The sequence below is a fragment of the Acinetobacter sp. YH12156 genome (assembly GCF_013418235.1).
GTDB classification, from domain to species: Bacteria; Pseudomonadota; Gammaproteobacteria; order Pseudomonadales; family Moraxellaceae; genus Acinetobacter; species Acinetobacter pseudolwoffii.
In genome coordinates this window covers 48,365-65,585 of record NZ_VPCL01000013.1, presented here as the reverse complement: position 1 = coordinate 65,585, position 17,221 = coordinate 48,365, and the positions used below count along the sequence as shown (strand labels likewise).

Annotated in this window: 18 protein-coding genes and 1 pseudogene; 7 read left to right on the top strand and 12 right to left on the bottom strand. The window is 39.3% G+C overall.

Translation table 11 applies throughout. The features are described from left to right. Positions 1–14: 14 nt before the first annotated feature. From FTU87_RS11870 to FTU87_RS11835, 8 genes are all read right to left on the bottom strand, one after another. Complete coding sequence (locus FTU87_RS11870; RefSeq protein ID WP_096902762.1) at positions 15–3,155, bottom strand: efflux RND transporter permease subunit; 3,141 nt, start codon at positions 3,153–3,155, stop codon at positions 15–17. Then, a complete protein-coding gene (locus tag FTU87_RS11865; RefSeq protein ID WP_180097451.1) occupies positions 3,145–4,374 on the bottom strand; it encodes an efflux RND transporter periplasmic adaptor subunit in 1,230 nt (409 codons plus the stop codon). The genes FTU87_RS11870 and FTU87_RS11865 overlap by 11 nt, the downstream gene beginning before the upstream one ends. A 1-nt stretch (position 4,375) precedes the next feature. Next, on the bottom strand, positions 4,376–5,701 hold the full coding sequence (locus FTU87_RS11860; protein ID WP_035269736.1) for a TolC family protein: 1,326 nt from the start codon (positions 5,699–5,701) through the stop codon (positions 4,376–4,378). 48 nt (positions 5,702–5,749) lie between these two features. After that, positions 5,750–6,160, bottom strand: a complete 411-nt coding sequence (locus tag FTU87_RS11855; RefSeq protein WP_197704863.1) for a cation efflux protein, CzcI-like — start codon at positions 6,158–6,160, stop codon at positions 5,750–5,752. Between the two features lie 136 nt (positions 6,161–6,296). Further along, positions 6,297–6,560, bottom strand: coding sequence for a hypothetical protein (locus FTU87_RS11850; RefSeq protein WP_180097448.1), 264 nt, complete (start codon positions 6,558–6,560; stop codon positions 6,297–6,299). 609 nt (positions 6,561–7,169) lie between these two features. Beyond that, a complete protein-coding gene (locus FTU87_RS11845; RefSeq protein WP_148334749.1) occupies positions 7,170–7,781 on the bottom strand; it encodes a recombinase family protein in 612 nt (203 codons plus the stop codon). 283 nt (positions 7,782–8,064) lie between these two features. Beyond that, positions 8,065–8,766, bottom strand: a complete 702-nt coding sequence (locus FTU87_RS11840; RefSeq protein WP_002058850.1) for a VIT family protein — start codon at positions 8,764–8,766, stop codon at positions 8,065–8,067. Positions 8,767–9,347: 581 nt separating this feature from the next. Next, positions 9,348–9,713 carry a MerR family transcriptional regulator gene (locus FTU87_RS11835; RefSeq protein ID WP_180097445.1) on the bottom strand — a complete coding sequence of 122 codons (366 nt, stop codon included), beginning with the start codon at positions 9,711–9,713 and terminating at the stop codon, positions 9,348–9,350. A gap of 86 nt (positions 9,714–9,799) precedes the next feature. Here FTU87_RS11835 and FTU87_RS11830 point away from each other — a divergent pair, with 86 nt between their 5' ends. From FTU87_RS11830 to FTU87_RS11805, 6 genes are all read left to right on the top strand, one after another. Beyond that, positions 9,800–10,678, top strand: a complete 879-nt coding sequence (locus FTU87_RS11830; RefSeq protein WP_004282179.1) for an alpha/beta fold hydrolase — start codon at positions 9,800–9,802, stop codon at positions 10,676–10,678. Further along, on the top strand, positions 10,653–11,048 hold the full coding sequence (locus tag FTU87_RS11825) for a hypothetical protein (RefSeq protein WP_004282178.1): 396 nt from the start codon (positions 10,653–10,655) through the stop codon (positions 11,046–11,048). The genes FTU87_RS11830 and FTU87_RS11825 overlap by 26 nt, the downstream gene beginning before the upstream one ends. Positions 11,049–11,122: 74 nt before the next feature. Then, a complete protein-coding gene (locus tag FTU87_RS11820; protein WP_100358188.1) occupies positions 11,123–11,647 on the top strand; it encodes a PaaI family thioesterase in 525 nt (174 codons plus the stop codon). Between the two features lie 303 nt (positions 11,648–11,950). Further along, positions 11,951–12,478: a plasmid pRiA4b ORF-3 family protein gene (locus tag FTU87_RS11815; RefSeq protein WP_000537573.1), complete on the top strand. Its 528-nt coding sequence runs from the start codon at positions 11,951–11,953 to the stop codon at positions 12,476–12,478. A 531-nt stretch (positions 12,479–13,009) separates the two neighbouring features. Further along, positions 13,010–13,366 (top strand): type II toxin-antitoxin system RelE/ParE family toxin, encoded by a 357-nt coding sequence (locus FTU87_RS11810; RefSeq protein ID WP_004668307.1) that lies wholly within the window; start codon positions 13,010–13,012, stop codon positions 13,364–13,366. Next, a complete protein-coding gene (locus FTU87_RS11805; protein WP_001140620.1) occupies positions 13,359–13,661 on the top strand; it encodes a helix-turn-helix domain-containing protein in 303 nt (100 codons plus the stop codon). The genes FTU87_RS11810 and FTU87_RS11805 overlap by 8 nt, the downstream gene beginning before the upstream one ends. A gap of 41 nt (positions 13,662–13,702) precedes the next feature. On the opposite strand, the pseudogene FTU87_RS11800 reads toward FTU87_RS11805, so the two are convergent. Both FTU87_RS11800 and cadR read right to left on the bottom strand, forming a co-directional pair. Continuing rightward, a pseudogene (locus FTU87_RS11800) lies at positions 13,703–13,864 on the bottom strand (IS6 family transposase); the annotation flags it as partial. A gap of 93 nt (positions 13,865–13,957) precedes the next feature. Next, positions 13,958–14,350 carry a Cd(II)/Pb(II)-responsive transcriptional regulator gene (cadR, locus tag FTU87_RS11795; RefSeq protein ID WP_000550240.1) on the bottom strand — a complete coding sequence of 131 codons (393 nt, stop codon included), beginning with the start codon at positions 14,348–14,350 and terminating at the stop codon, positions 13,958–13,960. Positions 14,351–14,439: 89 nt separating this feature from the next. Between cadR and FTU87_RS11790 the strand changes: the two genes are divergently transcribed. Further along, positions 14,440–15,720, top strand: a complete 1,281-nt coding sequence (locus tag FTU87_RS11790) for a cation transporter (protein WP_004668302.1) — start codon at positions 14,440–14,442, stop codon at positions 15,718–15,720. 615 nt (positions 15,721–16,335) lie between these two features. Here FTU87_RS11790 and nadS read toward each other — a convergent pair. Together nadS and FTU87_RS11780 are read right to left on the bottom strand one after the other, a co-directional pair. Beyond that, entirely contained in the window at positions 16,336–16,608 is a 273-nt protein-coding gene (gene nadS, locus FTU87_RS11785) for a NadS family protein (RefSeq protein WP_180075627.1), read from the bottom strand. A gap of 216 nt (positions 16,609–16,824) precedes the next feature. After that, entirely contained in the window at positions 16,825–17,013 is a 189-nt protein-coding gene (locus tag FTU87_RS11780) for a YqaE/Pmp3 family membrane protein (protein WP_180075626.1), read from the bottom strand. Positions 17,014–17,221: the final 208 nt, after the last annotated feature.

Genomic DNA, 17,221 nt, shown 5'->3' with positions numbered 1-17,221 from the left:
ACTAATCTATTGGATTAAGAAACTTTCTTTTCATTTATCCAACGATAAAGCACGGGTAACAGCACCAAAGTTAGTAATGTTGAAGAGATAATCCCGCCAATCACTACGGTTGCCAGTGGCCGTTGAACCTCAGCCCCTGTTCCGGTTGCCAGCGCCATTGGTACAAAACCCAGTGAAGCCACACAAGCTGTCATCAACACTGGTCTTAAGCGCAAAATAGCCCCTTGCCACACGGCTTTATGCACTGGATATTTGTCCCTTAATTCCTTAATAAAGGTCAGCATTACCAGTCCATTGAGGACTGCAACACCAGATAAGGCAATAAAGCCAATTCCAGCTGACATCGATAATGGAATATCCCTTAGCCAAAGGAACAGCACACCACCGGTCAAGGCAAAGGGTACCCCGGTAAAGACCAATAGACTTTCTTTGACATTGTGAAAGACCGCCATCAGTAAAATAAAGATAGTGATTAAAGCCAGTGGAATCACGATTTGCATCCGTGCTTTGGCTGAAGCCAAATTTTCAAACTGACCGCCATATTCTATCCAATAACCACTTGGCAAAGTGTATGCTTTGAGCTGTGTCTGTACATCAGAAACAAAAGACCCTAAATCACGCCCTTCAACATTCGTTGTAACCACAACTCGGCGTTTACCATTTTCTCGACTGACTTGGTTGATTCCTTCAATGGTCGAGACTTGCGCGACATCCGACAATAAAATACTGCCACCATTTGGAAGCTGAATAGGTAACTGGGAAACAGATGCGACACTACGGTCTTGCTCTCCAAGACGGATAACAAAATCAAAACGACGATCGCCTTCTAAAATCTCTCCCACGCTTTGTCCACCAATACTTGCAGCCACCACATCCTGAATAGATTTCACACTCAAGCCATACTGGGCAGCTAAAGCTTTATCAATCTCTACATTGAGTAAAGGCAGACCCGAAGTTTGTTCAACTTTCACCGCACTGCTACCTGCGACTTGCTGAATGATTTTCGCGATTTTTGCAGCCTCAGTATTCAAAACCTGCATGTCATCACCAAAAACCTTCACCCCCACATCACTGCGTATACCTGAAATCAGTTCATTAAAACGTAGCTCAATAGGCTGAGAAAACTCACTGTTATTGCCGGGAATTGTCGCAAGATAAGCTTCCATTCGGGTTCGAAGTGCATCTAGGCTTTCTTTTGAATCTGGCCATTCCTCACGTGGTTTCAGCATGATATAACCATCGGAAATATTCGGTGGCATCACATCTGTCGCCACTTCAGCAGTCCCGGTACGGGCAAATATAGCTTTAATTTCGGGAAAGTTTTTCAGTAAAAGCTTTTCGGTATTTTCCTGAATACGTAAAGACTCTTCCAAGCCTGTGCTTGGAGAACGTAATTGCTGTACCGCAAAATCACCTTCACTCAGCTGGGGTGCAAACTCACTGCCAATCTTCGTGCTGAGCAGACCCGTAATGACCAGGAGACAAATGGCAAAAGTTAAAACCACCGCTTTGTAATGATAGGCTCCATCCAATATCTGTTGATATCGGGTTTTGAGCCAGATCATCCAACGGCTTTCCGTTTCTTTGATCTCCCCTTTAACCCATAAAGCAACTGCAGCGGGCACAAAGGTGATCGATAAAATAATAGCTGCCACCAGTGCGAGAACAACGGTTAAAGCCATCGGATGAAATAGTTTTGCTTCTACACCACTTAAAGCAAAAATCGGCAAATACACCACCAAAATAATAAGCTGACCAAAAATAAGAGGACGACGTGCTTGGCGGGCAGCCAGAAAAACTTCCTTAAAGCGTTCACTTTGTGTGAGAGGTCGTTTTAACAGTTGCTGTGTATGGGCTAAACGCCGGATACAGTTTTCGACAATCACCACAGCACCATCGACAATGATGCCGAAATCGAGTGCACCTAAACTCATCAGATTGGCACTGATATTTTTCTGTGCCATCCCGGTTAAGGTAAACAGCATAGAGAGTGGAATGACACAGGCAGTAATCAAGGCAGCACGGATATTCCCTAAAAACAGGAACAGAATGATGATGACCAGGATTGCTCCCTCTACCAAGTTTTTCTGAACGGTTTTAATCGCCTTCTCAACCAAGGTAGTACGGTCGTACACCGTTTCAATCACTACCCCTTTAGGCAAACTATTCTGAATATCTTGAAGCTTGGCATCCACAGCTTTAGAAACAGTCCGGCTATTTCCACCCATCGCCATCATGGCAATCCCTAAAACGGTTTCTTTGCCGTTATAGGTTGCCCCACCGGTTCTTAAATCATGCCCAATAGAGACTTGCGCAATATCACCAACCCGAATTGGGCTGCCATTTGGGCTACCCAGCATGGTGTTCTCAATATCAGAAAGCCCATTGAATGTACCCGGTACACGTACCGTCAGTTGCTGACCATTGTCTTCAATATAACCTGCACCTCGGTTCTCATTATTTTGCGCTAAAGCCTGTTGCAGTTGTTCTAATGAGATATTCAGTTGCTGCATCCGGTTTAAATCGGGAGAGACCACATAGGTTTTTTCAAAACCACCAATACTGTTGACCTCTGCAACTCCCTTAACACGTTGCAGTTGAGGACGCACAATCCAGTCCTGAATCTCACGCAAATCCATCGGCGTGTATGCAGTTCCATCCGGCTTTTTCGCATTCGGATCTGCCTTCAGTACCCATTGATAAATCTCACCGAGACCCGTAGAAACGGGGGACATCGTCGGTGCGATTTGTGCAGGCAACTCAGATTGCGCCTCCTGTATCCGTTGGTTAATCTGCTGACGGGCCCAATAAATATCAGTCCCATCTTTAAAGACAATGGTGACTTGAGAGAGTCCATAACGGGATATGGAACGGGTAAGCTCCAGATCCGGAATGCCAGCCATGGCATTTTCAATGGGATAGGTAATCCGCTGTTCGACTTCAAGCGCAGTAAAACCCTTGGCTTGAGTATTAATCTGGACTTGGGTATTGGTAATATCGGGTACAGCATCAATCGGGAGTTTCTGATAGCTATACACCCCGACCGCAATCCAGGTACAGACAAAGAGCAACACCCAAATCGCATTTTGTATGGAAAACTGAATGATTCGTTCGAATAAACCTTCTGGTTTTGGCAGATCAGAATTAATGTTCATGGCCTGCCTCGTCTTTTTCTAATTCAGATTTCAACAAGAAACTGCCTTGAGCGATATACTTCTGCCCTTCAGTCAGCCCAGAAATCACTTCAAGCCATTGTCCATCACTTGAAGCCTGCCCCAATTGCACTTTCTGTGCTTTTAAGTGGACTTGACCTTTTTGTTCTGAATCTACGATGAAAATACTGTCTTCACCTTCAATACTTTGCAGCGCAGACTTTTGAATCCGAAGGGCTGATTTTGCTGTAGCTTCCGGAATCAACACTCTCACTAACACATTAGAACGCAACTCAGTAGCTTGCGCATCGAGTTTTGCGCGCACCACCAGACGCCCTGTTTGTACATCTGCCTGAGAGGTTAAGCTTTGTACAGTAGCTTTATAGATTTGATCTGAATCATTCACTTTAAAGTCAATTTTTTGCCCGGCTTGCAGTTGACCTGAGAATTGATTCGGCAAATTAAACTCAAGCCATAAATCTTTCAGCTGTTCAATGACAAAGAGCTGATTAGCCAGTTGCACATTTTCACCGACCACAATATCTTTTTGACTGATCACCCCAGAGATCGGTGCTTTAATCAGAAAACGCCCATTGTTATTGCCACTTGCACCTAATGCATTTAAACGTGCTTGTGAGGACTGGACAGTAATCTGCGCTTGACGGTAGGCATTTTCGGCACGCTGGTAATCCTGTTTGGCAGAAATCCCCTGTGACCAGAGTTGCTGTTCGCGCTGGTAATCTTTACGGGCCAAATCCAGATTCACCTGTGCCATACGCAGATTTGCCTGTTGGTCGATCAGTTCAGGCACGATTAGTACAGCCAGCGTTTGTCCTTTTTGCACGCTCTGTCCTAAAGCCACATTGACCTGCTCGACATGACCACTAAAATTAGGCGATATATGCGCTTGTTGATCGGTATTCACCACCAATTTACCTGGCAGGGTTGTCAGCTTTTCAACCAATCCTGTGGATGCAACAGCAACTTTTAAACCTTGTTCAACCATTTGTTGGCTGGTCAGTTGTATTTCGCCTTCTTCAGCATGTCCTTCTTCAGAACTATCTTCATCAGAATGTTCGGCATTTCCCTCATCATGACCATGCCCCTCAGATTCAGTTTTTTTTGAACTTAACCAAATAACCAGACTGACCAAGACCGTAATCATAATCAAAATTGCAATCATGAGAGACTGGGATATTTTTCCGTTTTGCTTGGCGTTCATTTTATCGTGCTCCCCCATTGATTAAATTTTGCGATGCTTCGACTGCCTTTTTATTCAGTTGTGTATAGGCATCCGAACGGCTAATTTCTTCATAACTTGTGCCAATACTGAGTGCCTCAGCTGCGAGGGCAGTTTGCCAAGCTTGACGTAGAATTTGTAATTGACCCAATCGAAGATTCTGCAGTTGGGTGGTTGCTTGCTGAACGTCGGTAATGGACAGTTTCCCTGCCTGAAACCCTTGTAAAGTACGGCTCTGAACTTTGGTCGCCAAAGTAACTTGTGCTGTTGTGGCATCGAACTGGCTACGTAAACCTTTGAGCTGATGCATGCTGTTGGCAATATTGAGTATTTGTTGCTTCAGCTCACGCTGCTGCTGTTGGTTCAGCAATATTTGCTGTTGCTGGACCATCGGGATCGCATATTGCTGGCGGTTGAAAATATTCAGTGGAATAGCCACGCCGATTGCCAAAGTCGTATCGTTGCTTTCATTAGGGGTTTTGCTACGTTTCATGCCTACATTTAAAGTCGGATTGGGACGTGCCTGAATTCTTAAATTTTCAATTTGATGATCCGATTGCTGAATGTTCAAGGCATAGAATTTTTCTAGCCACCCTTCAGCAATATACCGTTGCACAGTTTGGAGACTTTGCTCTGGCCAAGGGATAGCGGTTTTATTCAATTGAAGATGTGAAGATGTTTCTCCCCCCCACAAATTAGACAGCTGACGACCGGCAGCTTGTTTATTCAGCATCGCTTGCTGATAAAGTCGTTGGATTTCTAGCGCTTCAATTTGGGTACGCTCAAAATCAACCAGGGCAATACTGCCTGCCTGATAGCGTTTCTGGGCACTGTCCAGATTGGCTTTACTTGTTTTTAACTGTACTGAATAAGCAGACTGCTCAACCTCAGCAAGTGCAAATTGCGACCATGCAAATTTAACAATCAGTTGGCTTTGTGCCTTCCATAATTGCTGTTGCAATTGGATTTGTTGATTCGAGGTATTGGCAATCACCCGGTTCAGCTTACGCTGACCAAATAGATCTAGAGGTTGACTAACGCCAACATTGAATTCCTGTTCTTGACCTGAGCCAAAGCCAGACTGTTCTAAACTTATACTTGGATTCTGCCATAACCGACTTTGCTGAATATTCAATTCAGATATTTGCTGAACTTGTTGCCACAGCTTGTCTTGAGTCTGGTAACTTTGTACTTTTGCTAAAGCGGATTCAAAGCTGGTAACGTTTTCAGCATAGCTATATTGCATAGCCGCTGCACATATACAAGCAACCAAGCTATGACGCAAGAGTATAATTGATTGTGAAGACATGATTTTTCCCACTTATTTAAATAATAAAAGTGGTGGGAATGTTTTAGGCTACCCCACCATGAGCGGGGAAAATTCGGGAGGTGGGCTTTGTTGAAACAGGTCAGGAGCCTGATAGCTGTTTTTCCAATGAAATTGTGGATTCACTTTAACTTCAGAGCTTGGATGAAACACATCTACTTTTTCATTTTGTACAATCAAATGCGTCATCGATGGTAGATGATCTTGATGATCTTCACCGATTTCTAAATCGCTACTGAATGTTTTTATGTTTTCTGACTGTCCATTATGATCGTGTTGACGACTATCGCTGGCACACAAGGTATTTTGGTGATGACCAAAATGATAACTCTGCTGTGATTGAGGCTGTTGTTCATGGACACAAAAGGCCGCCGCCACATTCCAAAAGCTTTGGAACATGAACAATCCAACCAAGACTGTAATCCATGTAGTAGAACGCATCATCATAACAATCGAAAAATTTGTACCAAGTATAAGGCTTAGAGCCACTCCAAGGTCAAGCTTAATAAATTAAATTAAACATTCAATGAACACTGAATAGCCGGCACTTTTGCAAATTTACCTTGTCTCTATAAGCTCACATCAATTTCAGGTAAGAATAACAATAGATTGACCAAGGTAATGATGGATTTCTGGATAAATTAGACCAATCCCATTTATGCTCATATTCTTTAATTAACTCAACAGACCAATCAATAGAAGTTAATGATGATATTAATTTTTGCATTGCTTCTGGGTTTAACTGATTAACAATACTCGTTAAACGTGATTCATCTAACAGATGAATTGCACTGATACCACAAGAAAAGTTCATTCTAGTCTCTAATAAAATACTATTCATTATTTCTTCTATTAATACAAAAGTTAAATCTAAAAATTAGTTAATATACAATAAAATCAGAAGACTATGTTCGATTAGATAGTGGTTTAACCCTCAACTTTTGATAAGATTTTCATATAGAATTAATCATGTCAGAAGTCATAAACTGAAATTTGCAACTAAATAATCATCTATTTAACATAATGGCGGTTATGCGAAATTCCTAGCATATTAATCTTTTGTCTTATAGCTTTGTATTTTACCAATAGGTAGAATATATTCACAACCTACATCGGAAAAGTAGGTAGTTAAGAAAAAAGTTGCAGAGATTTATAAGCCTTATAGTAACGGGAGAGACTATAGGGCTTTTTATTTATCTTAATATTCATATATCTATGATAAAGTCATGATGCTCGACGATATAAAAGACCGGCTTGAAAATAGGCCGGTCTTTTAATTTAATACTTGCCCTTTTTTATGATCATTATTGATCTTAACAACTAGAGCTAAAATAAAAACCAGGAAAATCAAATGCTTTCTCATTATTAATACCTTCTTCTAATCTTTAAGAATGCCTTTTCCCACTACAAATAGATATGACATAAGGGTAGCACTGATACAAGCCATTTTTTAAATGGCCTTAGCAACTCGATAAACAGTTGCAACTCCACAATTCACTGCTTTGGCAATTTCTTCCTTAGTCATATTGCCAGCTGCTAGCAATTCTTTTATTCGTTTGTGCTTAGCCTCATTGGCTTTCTTACCTGTTGGCTTGTAACCCGAACGCGCTAAGCCCTGCTTAATACGTTCTATACGTTTCTCATTGTCCAGGCGGGCCATTGTTGCCAGGAGATCAATCAACATATTGTTGATGAGTTCCAAGATTGAATGAGTAATGCTGTCACTGGTTTGAATCATTTGGTAGGTAGTAGGAAGATCTGCCACAATTAATCGAAGTCCCTTCTCCTGAATCCTGCGCTTCAGCTCTTGAAAATCCTGTTGGGTTAGGCGTGATAATCGGTCAATACTTTCAACCAACAAGGTGTCACCTTGATTTGCTTCTGACAGTAGCTTATTCAATTCAGGTCGGTCTAACTTCGTACCACTATAGTTTTCCACGTACACAATAGTTTCTCCAAAATTCAAGTTTTGGTTTAGATCCTGAAGAATCTGCAAAGCCCTTTCTGCATCTTGATCTTTAGTTGAAGCTCGTAGATAAATACGTGTATTCATTTCTATCATTTAATCTTAATTCTATTAGATTAATGATAACACTATCATTTAATTATTACATTAAGTCTAATAATAGATATTGTATGCGATTTGGCTCGCTATCATTCAGCTATAGTTAAATAATAAAAATTATAGATAAGATATGGCAGAGTATCTTAGTTTTGACCTCTAATCAGGTTAGATCATATGTAATATAAGTATCTAAAAGTTAGGAGAACTCATGAATAATAACTACTCAAAACCTATAATAATTTATTGGATTAAAATATTGTGATCAGATACACAAAGTATATTAGGTCACAGCAACATTAAATAGTGATCCGATCCAAGCACTGAATAACATTGCGACAATTCCCCAAATCATAACCCGAACAGAACCTCTCCAGATACTTACACCGCCAGCATAACTCGCCAATGCTCCCATAATTCCGAGAGTTAAAACTCCAATCAGCATGACACCTTTATCTAAATATTGTTCAGGCAGAAGCATCATTGAAATTAAAGGAAATAATGAACCTACAGAAAATGCGAGGGCTGAAGAAGATGCCGCTAGAAATGGCTTGGCAGAGGTATGAACTGAAATGCCAATTTCATCACGAGCATGTGCATCTAAAGAATTATGCATAGTTAGTTGTTTAGCGACATCTTCAGCTAAAGTTGGTTCTAAACCACGTTGTATATAAATATTTTTTAGTTCCTGCAGTTCATGTTCAGGATGGAGTTTTAACTCACGTGCCTCCATTTTCAGATCATTTTTTTCAATATCTTGTTGTGATTTAACGGAAATATATTCACCTGCAGCCATTGAAGCCGCCCCAGAAATTAATCCCGCAACACATGTTACTAATAATGTTTGAGAAGAAGCACCACTGGCTGCTATTCCGACTACTAGGCTTGTTACAGAAATAATCCCATCATTAGCCCCTAGTACAGCCGCACGTAGCCACCCTGACCGTTCAATATAATGTTTTTCGATATGATAAGAATGGCGCACAATATAGTCCCTTGCTGTTATCAGAATGTGATGTGGTTCCGTTAATTAGACCACTCAATCTAGTTTTATAAGTGATAAATCCGCTCTAAATATTTAAATTATGCTGCCATTACTTTTGGTAAATGTCGATCATAAAATTCATTTGGTGTTGCCTTATTCAAGCTTGAATGAGGACGTATCGTGTTATAAAAATCCCAATATTCGCTACTGGAATAGAGATAAAAGAGGCTTATCATCAAAAGAGATACGGAAGTCCAGCTATAGCTGTATCATTGGTGGCAGATGTAGAGGCTAAGCGGGAGCTGGAAGTTGCTAAACCAGCCCCTACAGAAAATTATAGCCCAAGTTCTAGACCAGGATTTTGATAGGTATTCAGTACCCTAGTGAGGACTAGAACCTTAAGCTGTAGGCTAATGGTATTAAGGTTTCAACTTGCTGAGATAGCCACAGTGTACTTCATGATGTACTTACCATAGATATTCTATCTATGATCGGTGCTCTAGTGAGGACTTGAAGAGACCATCCCAGATTCTGTGTAACTGACGTTTAGATTAAATACTTACACAAAATTTAGGAAGGTCTCAAAGCGCCAACTGATCCTTATATTCACACATGCCTTTTAATGCATCATCTATCAACGCTTTCATTTTAGATAACTCTAGAATCTTAACTTCAATTTGCTTGTTTTTTTCTAGAAGCTTTTCACCCATTTGTGATTGGGTCAGGTTGTTTGTATACAGTAGCTCTGTTAACTCTTTAATCTCTTTTAAGGTAAAACCTAACTCTTTCGCCATGGAGATCATATTAAGCTGGTCGACTGTCTTATTAGTATAGTCTCTATAGCCATTAGCTGTTCTAGATGGTGGCAATATCAACCCTTCTCTCTCATAAAAACGAATTGTATCTCTGCTTAATCCGACTATTTCAGTTAATTCTTTTGTATTCATTATCGAGCACGCTCACTTAACGTTTGACTGTGGAGTAATATCCATAGTTTATAGTAGCCATTAATTAACAACAAGTAGGGTTTTTTATGGATATTAATATATTGACGGATGATAACGTCGAGCTGCGTGCAACTCTTTATAAAGCTGCTAATCCTAAAGCCGTTGTTCTAATAAACCCAGGAACCGCTACCAATACTTCTTATTATTTACCTTTTGCTAAATATTTAAGAGAGCATGGTTTCCATGTCATTCTATGGAATTACAGAGGGTTTTGCGATTCTAAAGTGAGTCATCTAAAGGATTGTCATTATCAGTATTCTGATATCGGACGGTACGACATTCCAGCTGTTATCGATACAGCCAAGCGCCTGTTCAATGACTTACCCTTGTATTGCGTAGGGCATAGCGCTGGAGGTCAACAAGTTGGCCTTGCTCATAATGCTGATCAATTGGATGCTTTAATCGCAGTGGCTGTCTCAGCAGGATACTTTAGCTATATGCCGCTTCGCTATCGTCTTAAGGCTAACTTCTTTTTCCGTTTTTTAGCACCGCTTAGTAATAAAGTCTTTAATTATGTGCCGGCTAAAAGCTTCAAACTCATGGAAGATTTGCCAGCTGGTTTTACAGAGGAATGGGGTGCTTGGTGCCGAGAAAAAGAGCTGTTTTTCTCGGATAAATTCTATGGGAAAACCATTCCTCTTGGGACTTACAAGAATTTTAATGTGCCAACTTTCGTCTTCACTGCCGATGATGATGAAATCTGTACTGAACGCAACCTGCATAATTTTTGGAAAAATGTGACTAGCGATCAACCCATCACTTTTAAACGCTATACCATTAGCAAGGGATCAGACCAATCAATTGGGCATTTTGGCTATTTTAGAAGTAAAAACACTCATATTTGGCAAGATATTTTAGAGACGATCAACAAGGTACACCATGATAAATCGTTACAAACATTGTAAAACCTTGATTTTTATTGTATTACTTAATGTGTTCTCGAGCATTTTGCACTATGTTCATAATGTGGTTCATTTTGATCACTATCCTGAGCCTGATTGGTTATCCCCTCATCTGGTAGATGCTTTTTGGTTCGTCATGACACCAATCGGTATCTACGGCTTGATCGTGGCTGTCAAAAGCCAGATGAGCAAGGGGCATTGGTGGCTTTATTTGTATGCCTTGATGGGTTTATTGTCATTACTACACTACAACGTTAAGACTGATAATATTATGACGATCACCATGCACAGTCTTATCTGGTTTCAAGCAATATGTGCTTTTTGGTTAATCGGCTATGTAACGATGTATTTTAAAAATAAAAGTGGGCATTAAGAACACTAATTGATAAAACTTTGGTCTTTATAAGAATGAGCTAACATCTTATTTATCGTTTTAAGGAATTGAAAATGAATGTTGAAGAAACTATAGCAACATGGGAAAGAGAAGAAGCACTCATTAGAGAAAAGCTAGGTGACGCTGACGTCATTCCATTATCAGACTTAACCACTCGCAGCGGTATGGACATTTTTAATGCTATGTTTGCAGGAGAGCTGCCTCATCCTCCTATTGGTCTAACGCTCGACTACACTCCTATTCATATGGAAAAAGGTATTGCCGTTTTTCAAGGGCGTCCAAAGCTTCATCATTACAACCCATTGGGTACAGTCCACGGCGGCTGGTTCTGCACGCTTTTAGATTCCGCTGTTGGCTGCGCTGTCCATACCCTTTTGCCAGCAGGAAAAACCTACACAACTTTAGAGATAAAAGTAAATATGGTGCGAGCTTTGACAGTGGCAACACCTTTAGTACGGGCTGAAGGCAAAGTCATTCATGCTGGTCGGAGAACAGCGACTGCTGAAGGCAAAATTGTAGGGCCTGATGGCAAATTATATGCCCATGCCACCACAACCTGCATCATTCTTGATGTTTAGATAAAATTTTTGATCGTTAATAGCTTTTAAACCAAAGAAAAATGCTAAGAATATAATGGATATTATATGGGTATACCCCAACGGAGATCGACATTTACCAAAAGTAATGGCAGCATAATTTAAATATTTAGAGCGGATTTATCACTTATAAAACTAGATTGAGTGGTCTAATTAACGGAACCACATCATTTTTACTTTGGAGAAACCGGACATTTCTATTTTGGGCTTACATGGTAAGTTCATATAACGTGTATTATGTTAATTTTAGATTTACTAAAACTATTTTTTGAGAACTAGGCTGTTATGGGAACTGTAAAGCTCAAATCTTCTGATGAAGTTTTTCAATTAAAAATTAGTCTTCTAGGCAGTGATCCTGAAATCTGGAGAACTATTCAAATTTCATCGGCAGCTACTTTATCTACGCTCCATAAGGCAATTCAATCTGCTTTTGATTGGGAAGATAGCCATTTACATGAATTCACGACTATTAAGCATGAAAAGATCAATAAAAGACAAAAATTGAAAGAAGTTCTACGTGTAGGTAAAAAAATTATATATACATATGATTTTGGCGATTGTTGGGAACATTTGATTACTGTAGAAAGCAGACAATCTCCTGATTTAAATAAAAAATATCCATGTTGTATAGATGGTCAAAATCATGCTCCATTTGAAGATATTGGAGGAATTTTTGGATATCTTGATATTTTAGATGCATTACAAGACCCTAAACATCCAAGATATGACGATTACATGCAAATTATCGAGGATGAAATAGGAGAGATAGAGTTTGATCCGACCTACTTTAATTCACATGATATTAAGTTTTAAACCTGATTTAACATAATGGATATTATACGCAATACACTTGTATATTAATTTTAAAATCAACAACTTAAAAATTTCACCCTGACCACAAAATGCACAAAAATTGGCTTTTGTAATAAGTTGGTGAGTTTTTAGGCGGATCTGTAACATTTTGCCAAGAAATTTGATTAATAAATGATCAATTTGGTAATCAGTGCCCATTTCATACGGATCTAGGTTCCAAAACTATCCCCAATTGCTGGGGATAAAATTTAGGCTATTTTGTACGCTTTGGCGCACATCAATCTCGGCCCTTTGCTACTACCTGGAACAGTGGAATTTTCCTATGATGAACTCATCAGGAACAGGAAGTTCCATAACATAAAACAAAAATTATAAGTTATTGCACATGGACCAGAGGGTACAACAGCACAATCAGCAACAATAAAAAACCCCGGCAGGATGCTGGGGTTTTTTATTGCCTATCCTTTCTCATTTGCAAAACAAACATAATGCCCCTAAAATATAGACTATAATCTATATTTTGGTTGTGGTATGTGGACAGTCATTACGACAGATCTATTTAATCAGTGGCTTGAACAGCAAGATGAACCTACACAAGAGAAGGTCCTAGCTGCCCTGGTTGTTCTACAGCAGCAGGGACCGAGTTTAGGCCGTCCTTTAGTAGATACTGTGTATGAGTCTAAATTTACCAATATGAAAGAACTGCGTGTTCAACATCGCGGTAGACCCTTAAGAGCTTTCTTCGCATTTGATCCCTTACGACAGGCTATTGTTCTATGTATTGCTGATAAAGGCGGTAAAAAGCGTTTTTATAAAGACATGCTGGATATTGCAGATGAACAATACCAACTTCATCTCACTACCCTAGGAGATAAATCTAATGGCTAAGACTCTGCAAGAATTGTTAGCTAGCCGCTCTCCAGAGAGCCAAGCCCGTATTCAAAAAATGGCTGATGAATTACTGCTAGAAAATCAGCTTCATCTTATTCGTGAAGAACTCGAAATTTCTCAAAAAGAGCTTGCTGAAACTTTGGGAATAAAACAGCCATCGCTTTCAGCAATAGAAAATCGTGGCAATGATCTTAAGATTTCAACCATGAAAAAGTATGTTGAGGCAATGGGTGGGAAGCTCCGTATTGATGTAGAGCTTCCAACAGGAAAACATATAGGATTCAACGTTTAACAATAAAAATGGGAGCTATAGGCTCCCATTTTTAGATTCGTATAACGTTGAACCCAACGGTAAATATTCGTGTGATCAACATTCACACCCCGTTCGGCCAGCATTTCCTGCAGTTCACGATAGCTAATGCCATATTTACAATACCAGCGCACAGCCCAAAGAATGATTTCGCCCTGAAAATGCCGACCATGGAAAGGATTCATATGCTGCACCTTTAGCTAAAACAGTCTTCAGCTTACCATTCGTGGTTATTTGCAACAGTGCCGATTTTTTGAAAAAAGCATAGGTCTAGATAATCAAGCTAGATTTTTTAAAACTCCACATTGGTCAATTGTACATAAACCATCACAAGTACCTCTTAAATCAGATAGTTGTTCAATAAGCTTTTGTTGCTTGATTATATTTTCTCTGATAGCACTGACATGTAAGTCAATTAATTCATTCACATCTGAACAATTTTTCTCAGGTTTGTCTTTATAGGTAAGTAATTGACGAATTTCATTCAAACTCATATTTAAAGTTCGGCAATTCAAAATAAATTTAATTCGCTCAACATAGCCTACATCGTAAAGGCGGTAATTTCCTTCCGTTCTTTCCGGTTCCGGAATTAAACCTTCCTTTTCATAAAACCTAATTGTTAATACTGAACATGAGGTTTTTTTAGAGAGTTCACCAATTTTTAAATGCATTGAGTTAGTATTTCCAAAGATTCTTGACTCTATAGTAACTATAGGGATTCTAATATTCAAAGTTTATAATTTTTTTAATGGGTATAATTATGAGTGGTTGTGGATGTAGTAAAGAAACACCATGCGAAGATAAGAAATCTCAACAAGAAAATCATCCATCAATTGCAGAAGCAAACAATTCAAAGAATTGTGATAATACGCTTAGCTGTTGTGGTGAAGAGGAAGAAAAAAAATCTTCATCTCCTTGCTGTAACACTTCAAACAGTTGTGAAGATACCGCTCAATCCTGTTATGGTTCTGATCCCAAAGAAAATTTAAGCACTGAAGACGTTTTAAAAGATTCGCACTACATGAGTGAATACTTAGTTCCCAAAATGGATTGTTCTGCGGAAGAACAGATGGTTCGTATGGCGCTATCTTCAATTGATGGTGTTCAAAAACTCATCTTTGATTTACCTAACCGTTCTTTAAAGGTTCTACATAATCAAAAAGATGAAAATATAACCACCAAACTTGAAGCTTTGGGTTTTGGTGCAAAGCTTGTGAAGACTGAAACTTATATAAGCAATCAACAGGCTAAGCAAACAAGTACCTACACCATTCCTAAAATGGATTGCTCTGCTGAAGAGCAAATGGTCCGTATGGCTCTTGCAGATATTGAAGCAGTTAAAGGTCTTACTTTTGATCTTCCCAATCGAAAACTGAAAGTCTTCCATAATGAAGGGATTCAGCAAATTACGGCTAAACTCGAAGGACTGGGTTTTGGGGCGAAACTTGATGAAACACAGCTTTCTTCAGGCGATATACCTAATGAACCTGATCCTGTGAGACAAGCTAAAGTACTTAAACTGTTATTAGGTATTAATGCTCTACTTTTCTTTATAGAATTCATCAGCGGTATTATTGCTGCGTCTACAGGATTGATTGCTGATTCTCTAGATATGTTTGCCGATGCAGCCGTTTATGGTATTGCGCTATATGCCGTCGGAAAAGCTGCGAAATATCAAATAAAAGCAGCCCATTTCGCAGGTTGGATTCAGTTATTACTTGCTGTTATCGTGATTGTTGATGTCATTAGACGATTCATGTTTGGAAGCGAGCCAGAATCAACGCTCATGATTGTTATTGGCCTGCTCGCACTTATAGCTAACGTGACATGCTTATATCTTATTTCTGGTCATCGAGAAGATGGCGCACATATGAAAGCCAGTTGGATTTTCTCGGCGAATGACGTTGTCGTAAATATGGGCGTTATATTTGCCGGTGTACTCGTGGCGTGGACGGGATCAGCTTATCCAGACTTAATCATTGGCATACTGGTTTCTTTATTCGTACTTAATGGTGCCCGAAAAATTTTGGCTTTGAAGTAAGAGTATCGAAAATGAATCTATTTGGCACTATTGCAAATAACCACGAATGGTAAGCTGAAGACTGTTTTAGCTAAAGGTGCAGCATATGAATCCTTATGTCTTAAAAGCATGTAATTTTTAGTATTAAAAATAGCCCTCTGTTGAGGGCTATTTAACATAAAATCTCATATACGAAATTCAGCATATTTTAAACACATAAAAATCAAATACTTGTGTTATAGTGATAATGCTCGACGATGTCGAAAAGCTGACTTGGAAACAAGTCGGCTTTTTTATGAGCGGTTTTGATAGTTCTTGCCAATAATTTTGTTTAAAAAGTAATCAATTTTGAGATTTTTCAAATTTTATCAATGCCCCAATGTCCAAAATTATCCACATTTTTTGTGGATAAAATTTAGGCTATTTTGTACGCTTTAGCTTACATAAATTCCGGCCCTTTGCGGCTATTCGGAATAGTGGAATTTTCATATGATTGAATGGTTAGGAACAGGAAGTTCCATATAATTAAAAATAAGTACCAGGATGGCGCTATATAAGACAGGCAAAAGCACAGAGACCTAATGTTCCAATAAAAACCCCCGGCAGGATGCTGGGGTTTTTTATTATCTTAAATATTTAAATCAGAGTTGGATGAGCATCCAGAATGCGAATTAAAGTCGCTGCAGGACCAGTCGGATAGCGACGGCCTTGTTCCCAGTTTTGTAGAGTTCTGGCACTGATATGCAAACGTGCAGCAAATTCAGCTTGGGTTAAGCCTGTTTTCTCACGTACTTCTTTAATATCTGGTAATTCAAGCTCAGTCACTCGGCTTTCTTTCATCTCATTGCGTTTGATGGCACCAGCTTCTTTAATCGAAGCAACTAGGTCATCAAATAAGTTGTTATCCATGAAATTACTCCTTCACTAATTGACGCAGGATCGAGGTTTCTTTGTCTGTCAGATTATCTTTCACGGACTTTGGATAATTCATAAAAAATGAGTTCTTTTCTAAATGATATCTTTAGGCTAGGTAAAAATAAAAAACCACACTTAAAAGTGCGGTCAATTTGGAGAACGTCTCAGGTCTAAAAAGAAAAAAATAGTTAATTTTCCTCTTCACAGAAATTAGTAGAGCAATGCTTTCCTGATCTTTTTATCTGTCTTATACTGCGACAAAGCATATACAGCCCAGATTGCGGCCGGAATCCACCCTAGAATCGTAATCTGAAGAAATAAGCACATCATTCCTGCAAATGGACGACCTATCGTAAAAAACAGCAGCCAGGGAAAAATTAAAGCAACCAAAAGTCTCATATTACGGTCCTACTGATACGTTATTTCAGGTGAATTAATTTTCATTGAAGGGGTAAATTAAACAATTTTCGATCACGTTCGTCTGTTAAATACTTATCCATTTGTGTAATTAATTTGGCTCTAGCCTTTTCATCATCTCCGGTAATTTTCAACAGCAGGATCCGATTAAAATCTTGCGTCTAATATCACTGAGAAAATCCACGATTTG